This is a genomic window from Niallia sp. FSL W8-1348 (assembly GCF_038006745.1).
Classification (GTDB): domain Bacteria; phylum Bacillota; class Bacilli; order Bacillales; family Cytobacillaceae; genus Niallia; species Niallia alba.
The window spans coordinates 1-13427 of the sequence record NZ_JBBOVV010000005.1 but is presented as its reverse complement, the minus strand read 5'-3'; the positions used below and the strand labels follow the sequence as shown (position 1 = coordinate 13427).

At 35.9% G+C, this 13427-nt stretch carries 17 protein-coding genes; all 17 read left to right on the top strand.

What is annotated here, in order from left to right:
- Nucleotides 1–39 precede the first annotated feature (39 nt).
- Nucleotides 40–381: an HNH endonuclease gene (locus tag NST60_RS26530; protein WP_341101010.1), complete on the top strand. Its 342-nt coding sequence runs from the start codon at nt 40–42 to the stop codon at nt 379–381.
- 253 nt (nt 382–634) lie between these two features.
- Complete coding sequence (locus tag NST60_RS26525; protein ID WP_341099726.1) at nt 635–964, top strand: phage terminase small subunit P27 family; 330 nt, start codon at nt 635–637, stop codon at nt 962–964.
- Nucleotides 939–2717, top strand: coding sequence for a terminase large subunit (locus tag NST60_RS26520; RefSeq protein ID WP_341099728.1), 1779 nt, complete (start codon nt 939–941; stop codon nt 2715–2717). Before NST60_RS26525 ends, NST60_RS26520 begins: the two co-directional genes overlap by 26 nt.
- Before the next feature lie 18 nt (nt 2718–2735).
- Nucleotides 2736–3953 carry a phage portal protein gene (locus tag NST60_RS26515; RefSeq protein WP_341101007.1) on the top strand — a complete coding sequence of 406 codons (1218 nt, stop codon included), beginning with the start codon at nt 2736–2738 and terminating at the stop codon, nt 3951–3953.
- Nucleotides 3928–4686 carry a head maturation protease, ClpP-related gene (locus tag NST60_RS26510; protein WP_341101004.1) on the top strand — a complete coding sequence of 253 codons (759 nt, stop codon included), beginning with the start codon at nt 3928–3930 and terminating at the stop codon, nt 4684–4686. Before NST60_RS26515 ends, NST60_RS26510 begins: the two co-directional genes overlap by 26 nt.
- Entirely contained in the window at nt 4686–5888 is a 1203-nt protein-coding gene (locus tag NST60_RS26505; RefSeq protein WP_341101003.1) for a phage major capsid protein, read from the top strand. Before NST60_RS26510 ends, NST60_RS26505 begins: the two co-directional genes overlap by 1 nt.
- 2 nt (nt 5889–5890) lie before the next feature.
- Nucleotides 5891–6175, top strand: coding sequence for a head-tail connector protein (locus tag NST60_RS26500; protein ID WP_341099734.1), 285 nt, complete (start codon nt 5891–5893; stop codon nt 6173–6175).
- Nucleotides 6168–6506 (top strand): phage head completion protein, encoded by a 339-nt coding sequence (locus NST60_RS26495; protein WP_341101001.1) that lies wholly within the window; start codon nt 6168–6170, stop codon nt 6504–6506. The genes NST60_RS26500 and NST60_RS26495 overlap by 8 nt, the downstream gene beginning before the upstream one ends.
- Nucleotides 6503–6895, top strand: a complete 393-nt coding sequence (locus tag NST60_RS26490) for a hypothetical protein (RefSeq protein WP_341100999.1) — start codon at nt 6503–6505, stop codon at nt 6893–6895. The genes NST60_RS26495 and NST60_RS26490 overlap by 4 nt, the downstream gene beginning before the upstream one ends.
- Nucleotides 6895–7278, top strand: a complete 384-nt coding sequence (locus tag NST60_RS26485; protein ID WP_341100995.1) for a hypothetical protein — start codon at nt 6895–6897, stop codon at nt 7276–7278. The genes NST60_RS26490 and NST60_RS26485 overlap by 1 nt, the downstream gene beginning before the upstream one ends.
- A gap of 11 nt (nt 7279–7289) precedes the next feature.
- Nucleotides 7290–7889: a major tail protein gene (locus NST60_RS26480; RefSeq protein ID WP_341100992.1), complete on the top strand. Its 600-nt coding sequence runs from the start codon at nt 7290–7292 to the stop codon at nt 7887–7889.
- A gap of 5 nt (nt 7890–7894) precedes the next feature.
- On the top strand, nt 7895–8095 hold the full coding sequence (locus NST60_RS26475; protein WP_341100990.1) for a hypothetical protein: 201 nt from the start codon (nt 7895–7897) through the stop codon (nt 8093–8095).
- Between the two features lie 31 nt (nt 8096–8126).
- Nucleotides 8127–8483 carry a phage tail assembly chaperone G gene (gene gpG, locus NST60_RS26470; protein WP_341100988.1) on the top strand — a complete coding sequence of 119 codons (357 nt, stop codon included), beginning with the start codon at nt 8127–8129 and terminating at the stop codon, nt 8481–8483.
- A gap of 59 nt (nt 8484–8542) precedes the next feature.
- The gene (gene gpGT, locus NST60_RS26930) at nt 8543–8668 is read left to right on the top strand and encodes a phage tail assembly chaperone GT (protein WP_445304427.1); all 126 of its coding nucleotides are present in this window, start codon (nt 8543–8545) and stop codon (nt 8666–8668) included.
- A gap of 37 nt (nt 8669–8705) precedes the next feature.
- A complete protein-coding gene (locus NST60_RS26465) occupies nt 8706–10022 on the top strand; it encodes a phage tail tape measure protein (protein WP_341100986.1) in 1317 nt (438 codons plus the stop codon).
- A 109-nt stretch (nt 10023–10131) separates the two neighbouring features.
- The gene (locus tag NST60_RS26460; RefSeq protein ID WP_341100984.1) at nt 10132–10761 is read left to right on the top strand and encodes an HNH endonuclease; all 630 of its coding nucleotides are present in this window, start codon (nt 10132–10134) and stop codon (nt 10759–10761) included.
- A gap of 213 nt (nt 10762–10974) precedes the next feature.
- Nucleotides 10975–13427: transglycosylase SLT domain-containing protein (locus NST60_RS26455; protein ID WP_341100983.1), on the top strand; the 2453-nt coding region annotated here is incomplete at its 3' end.

Sequence of the window (13427 nt, the reverse complement as noted above, 5' to 3'; positions counted from 1 at the left end):
GGTCATGCATGTGACTGAATATAGAGAGTAGGTGAACAAATGAATAGCCGCCAATTCTATGACAAATATAAACGAGATCCCGAGTCGCGTAGATTCTATAAGTCTGCTGCTTGGTCGAAGGCTAGGAAGTTAGCTTTAGAACGTGACAACTATCTGTGTGTTCATCACCTGAAACGAAAGCAAATTGTTCCTGCTGATATGGTTCATCACATAAAAGAATTACGTGACTATCCTGAGCTAGCATTAACATTAGATAACCTAGTCTCACTATGTAATGCATGCCATGAAGCAGAGCATCCTGATCGTGGAAGAAGTAAACCGAAGAAAAAGAAATCAAAAATAAATGTTATTAAGTCTCAAGCTAATCAAGAAGTGACTTGATGGAGGATTTGGTATGAAAAGTAAACTAACAACTCATTTTTGCATGATAAAAACATGTGGTTGGAAAGAAACTTCTCATAGGATACGTGATGGAATCAAGTGTCCTAAATGCGGTGGTCCTGTTAATTATTTTCATCCAAGTAAGAAGAGATAGCCCCCCCCTGCCCTATAAACTATTTTTAGAGGCTCCAGGGACCGAGGTGGGCCCATCCTGCGTACTGCGATTAATTTTTTCATGAAAGGGGGGTAACTATTGGCCGTACCTACTGCAAAAAAGCTTAGAGATTACTTAGGAGATGAATATAAGGAATCGGATGAGGAATTAATTCAACTATATTTAGAGACGCATCAATTCTACAGAAGATTAAAGACAGAAATTAAAAAACATGATCTTATGTATGAATACACCAATAAAGCAGGGGCTACTAACCTAGTGAAAAATCCCCTTTCCATAGAATTAACTAAAACGGTACAAACCCTAAATAATTTATTAAAGTCTATGGGACTTACGCCATCTCAAAGAAAAAAACTAAAAGACGGTACTGGAACTGGTGAAGATGACGACGATTTCGACGACTTCTAAACCATCTGAAGTAGCAAAATGGTACAAAAATTGGCGTAATGAACAGGTGAAACACTTTTTTATATTAGAGAAACCATCAGCGATTTTAAGAACAACGTGGTATGCCGAACAAGTTGTAAAAGGAAAGATAAAGGCAAGTAAAAAAAATATAAAAGCATGCCAACGACATCTTAATGATTTAAAAAGACAGGGAACAGAAGATTTTCCTTGGGTATTCGATGAGGAAAAAGCACATAGACCAATAAGATATATTGAAAAATTCTGCCGCCCATCTAAAGGGGATTATAAAAGTTTAGTTCTTCAACCTTGGCAACATTTTGTCATAGGTTCTTTGTATGGATGGGTTCATAAAGATACAGGACATAGGCGCTTTCGAGAGGGTCTTATTTTTATTGGTCGTAAAAACGGAAAGACTACTATGATTTCTGGCTTAGCTAACTACGCTGTTTCCAAAGATAATGAACCAGGAGCTCGTGTATATGTGTTGGCTAACACTAAACAACAGGCAGGAGAATTGTTTGATGAGAGTCGGGCGATGGTTCAGAAATCTCCTTTGCTTCGAAAACACCTAAGAGAAAATCAAAAAGGGATTTTCTACGATAAGACCCAATCAAGAATTGAACCGCGTGCATCTGATAGTGAAAAACTTGATGGGTTAAATACACATCTTGGTATTTTTGATGAAATACACGAATTTAAGAACTTTAAATTAATTAATGTTATTAAAAAGTCTCGTGCTGCACGTAAGCAACCAATGATTCTTTATATCACCACAGCTGGTTATCAGTTAGAAGGTCCGCTGGTTCAAAATTATGAGATTGCTACAGATGTTCTTGACGGTGTAATTGACCAAGATAGAAAATTCTATTTCATGGCTGAGTTAGACAGTGTGGAAGAAGTAGAATCACCCGAAATGTGGATTAAAGCTAATCCTAATATGGGTGTTTCTCTTGATTTACCAACCTTAATTGATGACTGGAATAATGATAAGGTTATTCCTTCCGAGAAGAACGACTGGATTACAAAACAGTTTAATATTTTTGTAGATAATGATGAAATGTCATTTGTAGGAATTGAGATTTTAAAACGTAATGACAAAATGATAGAACTTAATGATCTTATTGGCCAAGAAGCCATAGGTGGATATGATTTATCATCTGTGGAGGACTTTACAAGTGCTTGTTTAGAGTTCCCGTTATCTGATGGAAGTGTTTATAGTCTTTCACACAGTTGGGTGCCACAGGCTAAAGTGGATAAAGACAATGAGAGCATTAATTTTAAGGAGTTTGAGGATAACGGATGGCTAACGATTATTCCCGGAGAATATGTAAAACATGAATATGTTTATGATTGGTTTATTGAGAAGTCAAAAGATTATTTCATAAAGAAAATAACATACGATCCAGCTAATGCCTACCGGTTGAACGAAGACCTAAAGACTTATGGGTTTGATACAATCCCTGTTAGACAAGGGCATTTTACATTGAGTCCTGCTTTAAAAGATGTACGTCAGTTACTTCTTGATGGAAAAGTAATTAGTAATAAAAATCGTCTATTCCGTTGGTATATGAACAATGTAAAGTTGATTGAAGATAGAAATGGGAATTTCCTGCCTTCGAAACAAAGTAAATATCGTAAAATTGACGGATTTGCAGCATTTTTAAACTCACATACAGAAGTCATGAAGTTGTTATCTACTGTTCAAGGTGATGGTAATATCGAATTTGTATCAGTGAACGATTTATTTAATTAATTGAAAGGTGGTGAGAATTTGCAATGGTATAACAGAATAAAACTTTCTGTGAAGGCAGCTGTAGTAACTTGGAAAGGCTCAGGATATGACTTTTCTAAATGGTTTGGTCGTAAGTTTTGGGGTATTGATAATGGCAAAATAGCCACAAATGAGACTATTTTCAGTGTGATCAGTCGGCTGGCTAATACAGTGTCATCCCTTCCAATCAAACTGTATCAAAATTATGATTCTAAGATGACTCAAGCAGCAGATGTAGTAATTAATAATCCCAATCCTAACATGACGAGTTTTGAAGCAATTAACAAAATAGAAGTCTCGAGGAATGAAACAGGAAATGGATATGCTCTTATTATGCGTGATATAAGAATGCAACCAGAACAGTTAATTCCTATAGATTCTAGTTATGTATCACCTTTTTTAAACACGGATGACAGTGAATTATGGTATCAAGTACTTGGAGATAACGGAACACATTACGTCCACAATATGAATATGTTTCATGTTAAGCACATTACAGGGTCTAGCAGATGGGCTGGTATTAGTCCGTTGGATGTACTAAAAAACACTTTAGAATACGACAAGTCGGTACAAGAATTTTCCCTTTCGGAAATGCAGAAAAAGGATAGTTTTATCTTGGAGTACGGTGCCAATGTGGATAATGATAAAAGACAGCGAATAATTGATGATTTTAGGCGCTTTTATCAAGAAAATGGCGGTATTCTTTTTCAAGAACCGGGTGTAAATGTAAAAGATATTGACCGTAAATACTTTGCTTCCGATACATTGGCTTCTGAGAAGATTACAAGGTCGAGAGTAGCAAATGTGTTTAACGTTCCTGTTAGCTTCCTTAACGATAGTGAAGGCATGGGTTTTGCGAGCAATGAACAACTAATGATTCAATTTGTTCAGATGACATTAACACCTATAGTTAGACAATATGAGCAAGAATTGAATAGGAAATTGCTTGTACCAGCTGATAGAAAGGCTGGTTTTTATTTTAAATTCAACCTAGGAGGGCTTCTAAGAGGTGATACTGCAGCTAGAACCCAGTTCTATCAAATGATGATTAGAAGTTCTGGAATGAAGCCTGATGAGGTAAGACAGCTAGAAGATTTACCACCTGTTGGTGGAAAGGCTTCTGAATTGTGGATATCAGGAGATATGTATCCATTAGAAATGGATCCAGCATTACGTAAAGGAGGTGAAAAAGGTGGGCAAACACAAACAAACGAATAAATTTTTCAACATGAAAGCATCAGCAGATGGAAAATCGGCTGATATTTTTATTTATGGCGAGATTACAAAATGGGCTTGGGAAGAGTATGGAGAAGTTTCATCAATTACTTTTAAGAATGAACTAGATCAATTAGGAGAAGGGATTGAAACTATAAACCTTTATATAAATTCTCCTGGAGGATCAGTATTTGAAACGATGGCAATGATTGCTATGTTAGAACGTCATCCAGCTGATGTTATCTCGTACATTGATGGAGTTGGCGCTTCATGCGCTTCCGTATTACCAATGATTTCAAAGAAAATCATTATGTATGCTAATTCTATGCTGATGATTCATAATGCTTGGACTTATGCAAGTGGAAATGCAGATCAATTACGTAAAGCTGCAGATGATATCGAGCGTATTAATCAATCTATGGTTCAATTTTATTTAAATCGTGCTGGAGACAAACTTGATGCTGATACATTAAAACAATTACTTGATGCAGAAACTTGGTTGAATGCAGAAGAAGCCATGAGATATGGACTTTGTGATGAAATATTAGAAACGAATAACGCTGCTGCTTGTATAGATGAAAAATGGATTAAACAGTACAAGAATGTGCCAAATGCGCTTGTTTTAAATGGAAATACAGTCATTTCAGCAGAAGAAATGGCATTAAGACAACAAATCGTTAACGATTCTAAAGCTAATTCTGCATACTTAAACACTATTTTAGGAGGAATTATCTAATGAAAAAAGATAACTTATTAAAAATTAATCTTCAATTCTTCGGTGGTACTGGAAGTACTTTATTCGAATTAAAACAAAACATGGCTACTATTGGTCAACAATTACAGAAAGTAGAAGGAGAACTAGCTACAAAAGCTATTGATACCACTGCAACAATGGAAGATATTAAAGCATTACAAACTTCTAAAGCGGATTTGCAAATGCGTTTTAATGTTATTAAAGAACAACATGATCAAATGGAAGCTGAACAAAAGGCGAAATTTGAAGGTAATCAAGGTATTACAGGAATAGAAGATCCTAAGCAAAAAGTTACTTCTGCAAAAGCGGAATTGATTCGTGCAACTATCCGTCAGCAACCCGTTCCAAATGATGTAAAAGCAGCATTAGGTGACCGCAATAATACAGGTGGTGAAAAGTTACTACCAACAACTATGACAAATGAACTTTTAATGGAACCATTAGTTAAGAATCCATTACGTGAAATTTCGGTGTTTACTAATTTAATGAATCTTGAGGTACCTAAGATTTCATTCCAACTTGATGATGATGATTTTATTGCTGATACAGATACAGCTAAAGAGTTAAAAGTAACAGGTGATGTAGTTAAATTCGGTAGAAATAAATTCAAAGTGTTTGCTCCTGTGTCTGAAACGGTCATTCGAGGTACTGATGTTAATTTAGTGCAAAGTGTTGAACGTGCTCTTGAATCTGGTCTAGCAGCCAAAGAAAAGAAAGTTGCATTCACAAAAACGCCTAAAGTTGGGGAAGAGCATATGTCATTTTACCAAACAGGAGATTCAGCAATTAAAAAGGTATCAGGTGCAGATATCTACGAAGCTATCGTTAATGCTCTTGCTGATTTACATGAGGATTACAGAGAAAATGCTAAAATCGTTATGAATTATGCTGATTATACTAAAGTTGTTAAGTTTTTAAATAACGGTAACTCTACTTATTTTGCTGCACCACCTGAATCTGTTTGGGGGAAACCAGTAAAATTTATTGATGCTGCTTCAGAACCAATTGTTGGTGATTTTAGCTATTCTCATTTCAACTATGATCTTGATGTGCTTTATGAGCGCGATAAAAATGTTCGTACAGGTATTGAGGATTTTGTTTTAACTGCTTATATGGATCACCAAATTAAATTAAAATCAGCATTCCGTATTGCAGAGGTTGAGACTCCTATTGAAGGTGCATAAGTATGATTACCTTAGAAAACTTCACTGAATTGAAAGATGCTATAAGAATTGATGGGAGTGAGGATGATAGTGTCCTCACTCTTCTTTTAAATGCAGCAAAAGGATACTTAGAAGGAGCTGGAGTACCTGAAGCGAAAATATCTGAAGAAACATTAGATTTATATAAACAAGCTCTTATCATCTACTTAGAAATGGACTATGAGTATGATGAAAAGAAAATCCCAAGACTTGAACGATCATTTAATCGTATATTGTTACAACTAAAGGCTGGTGTTTCCTATGACTAAAAGAAAATATAACACCAGAGTTACTTTTTATGAATACGCAGGAAATGATGGACCTGATCCAGGTGAGAAAGTTAAAAGAGTTCTTTACGAATGCTGGGCAGATATCGAAGGAGTATGGGCAAAAGATTTAGAGTTAGCTAAAGCAACAGGAACTTTGAATGATCTTACTATCAAAATTAGAGATCCTAGAGGTTCTTACCAACCAACAAATAAACATTATGTATCTATTAATGCACCAATTTATAAAGACACACACTTTAATGTTAAAAATATTGCTCCTGATTTAAGGAATAGAAGAGAAATTAGAATTGTCGCAGAGGTGACAACATGAGTGTAAATATCAGAGGGAATAGTGAATTACTTAGGGAAATAGAAAGACGATTGGGAGAACAAAGATCACAACAAATAAGTGATAGAGCATTATTAGCTGGTGCAAGGGTATTTGTTGAAGAACTTAAACGTCAATTCGCTACCTTTAAAGATCAGGGTTACTCATTAGAAGAAATCACTATTTCTGAACCAACTGGAAAAGCAGGACAAAGGACAGTGAAAATACATTGGCGCGGTCCACATGATCGTTATAGAATCATTCACTTGAATGAGTGGGGAACTGTTAATAATCCTAATCCTCGAGGTAAAGGTGCAATTGCAAAAGCGATGCGGAATGCAGAGAATGCGTACCGGGAAACCATCAAGAGGGAGTTAAGGAGGGGAATTTAATGTTAGATTACATGTATTCTCTTCTTATTGCGGATGAAGTTATTAAAGAATATGTAGGCAACCGTATTAAGTTTTATGAATATCCAGAAACGGGGGATTTTAGTGGCACCTATATAGTACTTGATCCTATTGACTCCGATAGGATAGGTGATTATGCAGATAACATTTATTTAAGTGAAGACAGCTTGATACAAGTTGATATCTGGTCAGATAACCGCAAAACAAGGGATTTGGTCGCTAAAAGGATACGAAACATCTTAGTAGATAAAAATGGTTTCTCGGAAACTAATGGACCTGATGAATGGGACAAAGCTACAGGAGTTTTTCGAGTTGCAAGACGTTATGGCAAGAAAGTTTATCGAGAAGATTTTAATAATTTATAGGAGTGATTAGTGTGCCGGAAGAGAAAGTATACAGAGCATCTACTGGTGTAGATGAATTTTATTATGGTGAAGTTGGAGAAGGCGTAGTTGCTGATTATATTGAACGAGTGAAGTTTCTACAAACAATTAACGTAGAAATGCCGCAAGATATCGTTCGGGCATATGGGGATAATAAAACGGCTGAAATGGCAGTCTCTAGTGGTGATATTGCTGTAACAGCTGGATTTCATAAAATCCCATTAGAAGATAAGCAAAAATTATTAGGTCTCGAAGTTGTGGAAGGAATTACTGCAATGGGTAGTGAAGATAATCCTCCTTATGTTGCCGTTGTTTTTGCGAAGACACATGAAGATGGTTCTCGAGAATATGTAGGATTACCAAAAGGCTTATTCACTCGTCCGAATGTTACAGGTAATACAAAAGGTGATAGTACAGAATTTAGTTCAGAAGAAATAGCAGCTCAATTTATGGATCGAACTGTTGATGGTTTTACAAAAGAAAAATCTGTCTTATTTGCATATGATAAAGCTGGTACAACAACTAATCGTGATGATCTATTCTCAAAAGTATTTGGTAAACCTTATCCATCATCTACACCGGAAGGAGCGTAATATAAATGGCTAAACAAAAAGAAGATAACAAACCAACAAAATTCGTTGTTGTAGAAGATTTCAGGGACTTAACTGATAACACTGTTTATATTAAAGGTGATATTTTCCCGAGAAAAGCGGATGCAACTGTTAGTGAAAAACGAATTAAAGAATTGTCATCCACAAAAAATAAACTAAAAAAAGTACTAATTAAAGAGCAGGATTAATTCCTGTTCTTTTTTTATGGAGGTAAGTTAAATGGCTAATTTAAAAAGAAATATCATTGTTTTAGTTAAAGAGGTAAAAGAAGGAGAAGTAGTAACTGAAACTTATGTAACCCCAGTATTCATTCCCCTATCCGTTGTATATGAAGCAATCGATTTAACCCAAGAAATGTTCAAAACTGGTGAAGATGCAACATCCGAAAAAGAAATGATTGATAAACTTATAGATTTTGTAACTAATAAAGTATATAAAAATCAATTCAAAAAAGAAGACTTAATCAACGGCCTTCATGCACCAGAAGCTATTAATGTGCTCCAAGAACAAATATTATTTATCGCCCAAGGAAGACAAACAGAAGAGGCAAAAAAGTTCCTGGCGAGGAAAAATTAGTAGACGAGGATTTTTCACCGGCCAAGCAAAAAGAATATTTGGATAAACTCGTCCTTGATATGATGAAAAGCGGAAAGGATATCAATCAAATATTAGACATACCTTTTAATTTTATGGTGGAATTGTTATCCGAGAAAAATAAAACAAAACAAACTAAGTCCTTAATTTCCGCATTTGGAGGTTAGGGATTTTTTATTTACATAAAGAAGGGAGGTTGGATGAATGGAGAGAATCGAAGGATTGTCGATAGGTCTTGACCTTGATTCTACAGCACTCAATAGAGGGTTAACGGGATTAAAAGATAAACTTCGTACAGTTAATAGCGAAATGAAAGCTAATCTTTCTGCTTTTGATCGAAGTGAACGTTCAGTGGCTAAATATGAAACGATTCTTACTGGTCTAAATAGAAAAATCGAAGTTCAAGAGGCTGTGACTAAGTCAGCTAGACAAGAGTATGAAAAGATGGTTCGAGAACATGGAGAGGGTTCTGCTGAAGCGGAAAAGGCAGCACGATCCTACAACAATGAGATTGCTGCGTTAAATACTTTAAGAAGACGTATAGAAAGTACTCAAAGACAATTAGCTGATTTTAGAGAAGAACAAAGAATCTCTCAATCTAGATGGACCAGACTTGGGAATGCAATAGATGGAGCTGGAACTCGTCTTGTTAACTTTGGAGAACACTCTAAAAAAGTAGGCGGTTTTTTAACCACAAGACTAACCGCACCAATTATAGCTTTAGGAGCAGGGATTACCAGTCTTGCTGTGGAATTTGAAGATTCTTCTGTGAAGATAACAAATTCATTAGGAGCAACTGCTGATGAAACCAAATATTTAACCAAAGTCGCAAGTGGTATTTATCGAGATGGTTATGGAGAAAGTTTAAGTGAAGTAGATGATGCTTTAATACAAACCAAGCAGAATATCACTAATTTAAACGAAGAGGATTTATCAAAGGTCACCAAGAAGGCAATGCTGTTAGCAAATACATTTGACAGTGAAGTAAATGAGGTCACAAGGGCAGGAAATACTCTTATTACTAACTATGGATTAGATGCTGATAAAGCCTTTGATTTAATGGCGAAAGGCGCTCAAAAAGGAATGAACTTTTCTAAGGAAATGTTCGATAACATGGCGGAGTATACGATCAATTTTAAGGAAGCTGGATTTTCAGCTAATGAAATGTTCGCCATTTTATCAAATGGGGCTAAAAAGGGTTATAACCTAGATCGTCTGAATGATACTTTACTAGAATTCAAGCTTCAAAGTGAGGATTCGGGGAAAGCTTATAAAAGTGCTATGTCTGAAATGTCTAAGGATACGCGTAAAGTATTTAGAGATTACGAAAAAGGAAAAGCTACTGTTTCAGATTTATATAAAGCAGTAATCCCTGATTTAGAAAAAATGAGAAAATCATTGCCAGATAAAGAGTTTAACACCATAGGAAAAGCCCTTTTCGGTAAATTGATGAAATTGTGCCGAATTAAAATCGTTCAAAAACGGTGGAAGCTAAGTAAATTGGAGCCATATATGATATAATATAAGGGAGGATAGGTTAGGGAGTAGCTACCCGAACTGAAAGGCGTTATCCCAAACGCTTTCCTCAACAAAATGCAATTGGGATAAACCTATGGGAGGGTTTTTTATTATGGAGAATAAGTATTGCGCAAGGTGTAAAGCCGAAAAACAATTAAGCGAGTTTAATCTGCGGTCTGTAAACGGGATTAAAAAACCATTCAGTTATTGCAAAGAGTGCGAAAGGGAATACAATAATAACAGATATACCCGCACATGTGAGATATGCAATAAGGTATATAAATCAGGTCGAAAAGATAACAAAATGTGTGTTGATTGCCGTAATGAACTAATGAAAGAAAATAAAGTTATGTATAAGTATAAAGAACGTAACTTCAAGGGTGAAAAGAATCCTATGTACGGCAGACAGCGTTTTGGAAAAGAAAATCCTAATTATAATCCTGATAAAACAGACGAAGAAAGAGAAAAAGAGCGCTTAGTTGAAGGTTACGGCATTTGGAGAACGAAAGTTTATGAAAGAGATAATTACACTTGCCGATGTTGCGGTTACGACAAGGGCAGTATTTTAACTGCACATCATCTTGATAGTTGGGATTGGTGCAAAGAAAAGCGCCTTGATGTAAATAACGGCATTACACTTTGTAAGAAATGCCATAAAAAATTCCATGATAAATACGGATATGGACATAACACAAAGCAACAATTTATATCATATATGAACGAACAAGAGTGCTTAGTTTAAGCGCTCTTTTATTATGCCAATTTATATGCTAATACCGTGGTAAAGCACACTTTAAAAGGTGTGGCTCACCGTAACGCATAGGAGCTGAAACTGCATAGCAGAATAAAATGCTCCCACGAGTGAACGACAATCATTGTTTAATGATTGAAAATGTATGCTGAACTCATAGGAAACTATGAGAGGTAGAGGATAAAAAGCCTTTACGATAACAATTTGACAAAATGGGAAGACCAAGGTGCCGACGTTGTCCTATCTATGAAAACCGTAAATAAGGAATTAAAGAATGTCGATGGAACGATGGATGACATGGCAAAGAATGTAGAAAAGTCATTTGGGAATCGTTCTAAAAAAGTGTGGAGGGATACAAAGAACGCTTTAAAACCATTAGGAGAAGTGCTTTTATCCTTCGCAGAAGATACTCTTCCGAAAGTTTCTAAAGAAATTGAAAGAGTGACTGATTTTATCAACGATCTATCTCCTGAAGCTAAAAAATCTATAGTTATATTTTCTGGAATTGTGGCAGCTGTTGGTCCTGTTGCATTAGGACTAGGAACGGTTAGTGCAGGAATAGGCACTGTAATGAAGTTTCTTTCACCACTTCTGCCAGCGCTAGGAGCAGGAACTGGATTAACAGGTGTATTAGCTGCATTAACTGGTCCTATTGGGTTAACAGCACTTGCGTTAGGTGGTTTAGGAATTGGATTTATAGCTCTTGATAAACAAATGGATAAGCCAATTATTAAGAGTAATATATTTGCTGGAGAAATTTCGGCAGCGACAGAAAAAGCTGTGGGTAGTTATATGAATTTAGATGAAAAGGCTACTGCTGAACTGAACAGTTTAGCTTGGTCTAATCAAACCATAACGGATGAAATGGCTAAAAATATGGTTTCTAAATATCAAGAGATGGGTGACCAAGTTCTTCAGGCAATGAAGGAAAACCATAACGAACAACTTGCTGAACAACAACGTCTTTTTGCTGAAAGTGACATATTAACAGAACAAGAAGAAGCGAAAAGACTAGCTAAACTTAAAGCAAAACAATTAGAAGAAGAAAAAACATATACCGAACAACAAGCTAGGATAAAAGAAATTTGGACATTGGCTGCGGAGCAAAAACGTGGTATCACCGATGCGGAAGCAAATGAAATAGCTAAATTGCAAGAACAAATGAGAACTAAAGCTGTTGAAGAATTGTCAGCAAGTCAAGAAGAACAAATGATAATTTTAAATAATTTAAAAGAACAAAAAAGTGTATTAGAAGCTGAATCAGCAGCCGACACGGTAAAAAAATCTGTTGAAACAAGAGATAAAGTTATTAGCGATGCAGATAAACAATATGCAGAAACAGTTTCTTATGCAGAAACAGCTAGAGATGAATTAGGTATTATATCTTCTGATGAAGCAAAAAAAATCATTGGAGAAGCTGAACGAAAAAGAAATGAAACTGTTACAAAAGCTCAAGACATGCATTACGATGTTGTGTCCGAAGCAAAGGCGCAAGCAAATGAACATGTATCTGAAGTAGATTGGGAAACTGGAGAAGTGTTAGGTGCTTACGATCGGGTATACAATGGAGTCCTTAATGCTGTTAACTGGATTAGAGGATTATTTGATAAAGAGCCACTTGCTAAAAAAGGAACCGTCAAAGAAACAGGTCGACAAAAGTTAAGAAGACAAGATGCAAAATTAGTTGCTGGTTACGCAAATGGAACATCATCAAATGGACATCCAGGAGGACCGGCTATAGTTGGTGAAGAAGGAAGAGAATTAGGTTTTGTTCCCGGAAAAGGAATAACCTTACTAGGCGCAAGAGGACCAGAGTTTCATTCTAATCTTCCGCGAGGTACTTCAGTACTTCCGAATAAACAAACAGAACAAATGCTAAGAAGTTACGGCTTTCCTGGTTATGCAGAAGGTATCGGAGATTATTTTAATATGTTCATGGATGGAGCAGGTTCTGTTTGGGATTTTATGACGGGAAAATTTAATCTTAAGGATGAAATAATACCTGATTGGTTAAATAAACACACAGGCAGTCCTTTAAAACTAATTGGTGAATATGCAACAAGTTGGATAAAGGATATATGGAGCAATTGGTTTGGAAGTATAGGAAGTTCAAGTTCTTCCGGTTCTACAGCAGGAGTTAAACAATGGGCTGGGATTGCTACTCAAGCATTAATGCTTACTAATCAATTCAGTGAATCTAATTTAGATCGTTTGTTATATCAAATGCAAACAGAGTCCGGAGGGAATCCAAAAGCTATTAACCTTTGGGATATTAATGCTAAAAGAGGTATTCCGTCTAAAGGATTAATGCAGGTTATTGACCCAACTTTTAAAGCTCATGCTATGCCAGGATACAACAAAGATATTTACGATCCATTATCAAATATAATTGCATCCATTAGATATGCAGTATCGCGTTATGGTAGCTTAGAAAAGGCATACCGAGGTGTTGGATATGCTACAGGTGGTTTAATTAATAACGAAGGATTATACAGACTAGCTGAAGGTGGTTGGTCAGAATATGTAATTCCAACTGATCCAAGTAAAAGAACGGAAGCCATGAAGCTGTTAGCATTAGCGGGTAAGCAAATTCAAGGGAATAAACGTCCTAATCAATTGCCGAATGTTAATAACGGCAATGATAATTCGGTTATGAA

Coding starts and splice junctions, on each gene's coding strand:
- NST60_RS26530 (WP_341101010.1), top strand. CDS start 40: ATGAATAGCCGCCAATTCTATGACAAATATAAACGAGATCCCGAGTCG.
- NST60_RS26520 (WP_341099728.1), top strand. CDS start 939: ATGACGACGATTTCGACGACTTCTAAACCATCTGAAGTAGCAAAATGG.
- NST60_RS26505 (WP_341101003.1), top strand. CDS start 4,686: ATGAAAAAAGATAACTTATTAAAAATTAATCTTCAATTCTTCGGTGGT.
- NST60_RS26500 (WP_341099734.1), top strand. CDS start 5,891: ATGATTACCTTAGAAAACTTCACTGAATTGAAAGATGCTATAAGAATT.
- NST60_RS26495 (WP_341101001.1), top strand. CDS start 6,168: ATGACTAAAAGAAAATATAACACCAGAGTTACTTTTTATGAATACGCA.
- NST60_RS26490 (WP_341100999.1), top strand. CDS start 6,503: ATGAGTGTAAATATCAGAGGGAATAGTGAATTACTTAGGGAAATAGAA.
- NST60_RS26485 (WP_341100995.1), top strand. CDS start 6,895: ATGTTAGATTACATGTATTCTCTTCTTATTGCGGATGAAGTTATTAAA.
- NST60_RS26475 (WP_341100990.1), top strand. CDS start 7,895: ATGGCTAAACAAAAAGAAGATAACAAACCAACAAAATTCGTTGTTGTA.
- gpG (WP_341100988.1), top strand. CDS start 8,127: ATGGCTAATTTAAAAAGAAATATCATTGTTTTAGTTAAAGAGGTAAAA.
- gpGT (WP_445304427.1), top strand. CDS start 8,543: ATGATGAAAAGCGGAAAGGATATCAATCAAATATTAGACATACCTTTT.
- NST60_RS26465 (WP_341100986.1), top strand. CDS start 8,706: ATGGAGAGAATCGAAGGATTGTCGATAGGTCTTGACCTTGATTCTACA.
- NST60_RS26460 (WP_341100984.1), top strand. CDS start 10,132: ATGGAGAATAAGTATTGCGCAAGGTGTAAAGCCGAAAAACAATTAAGC.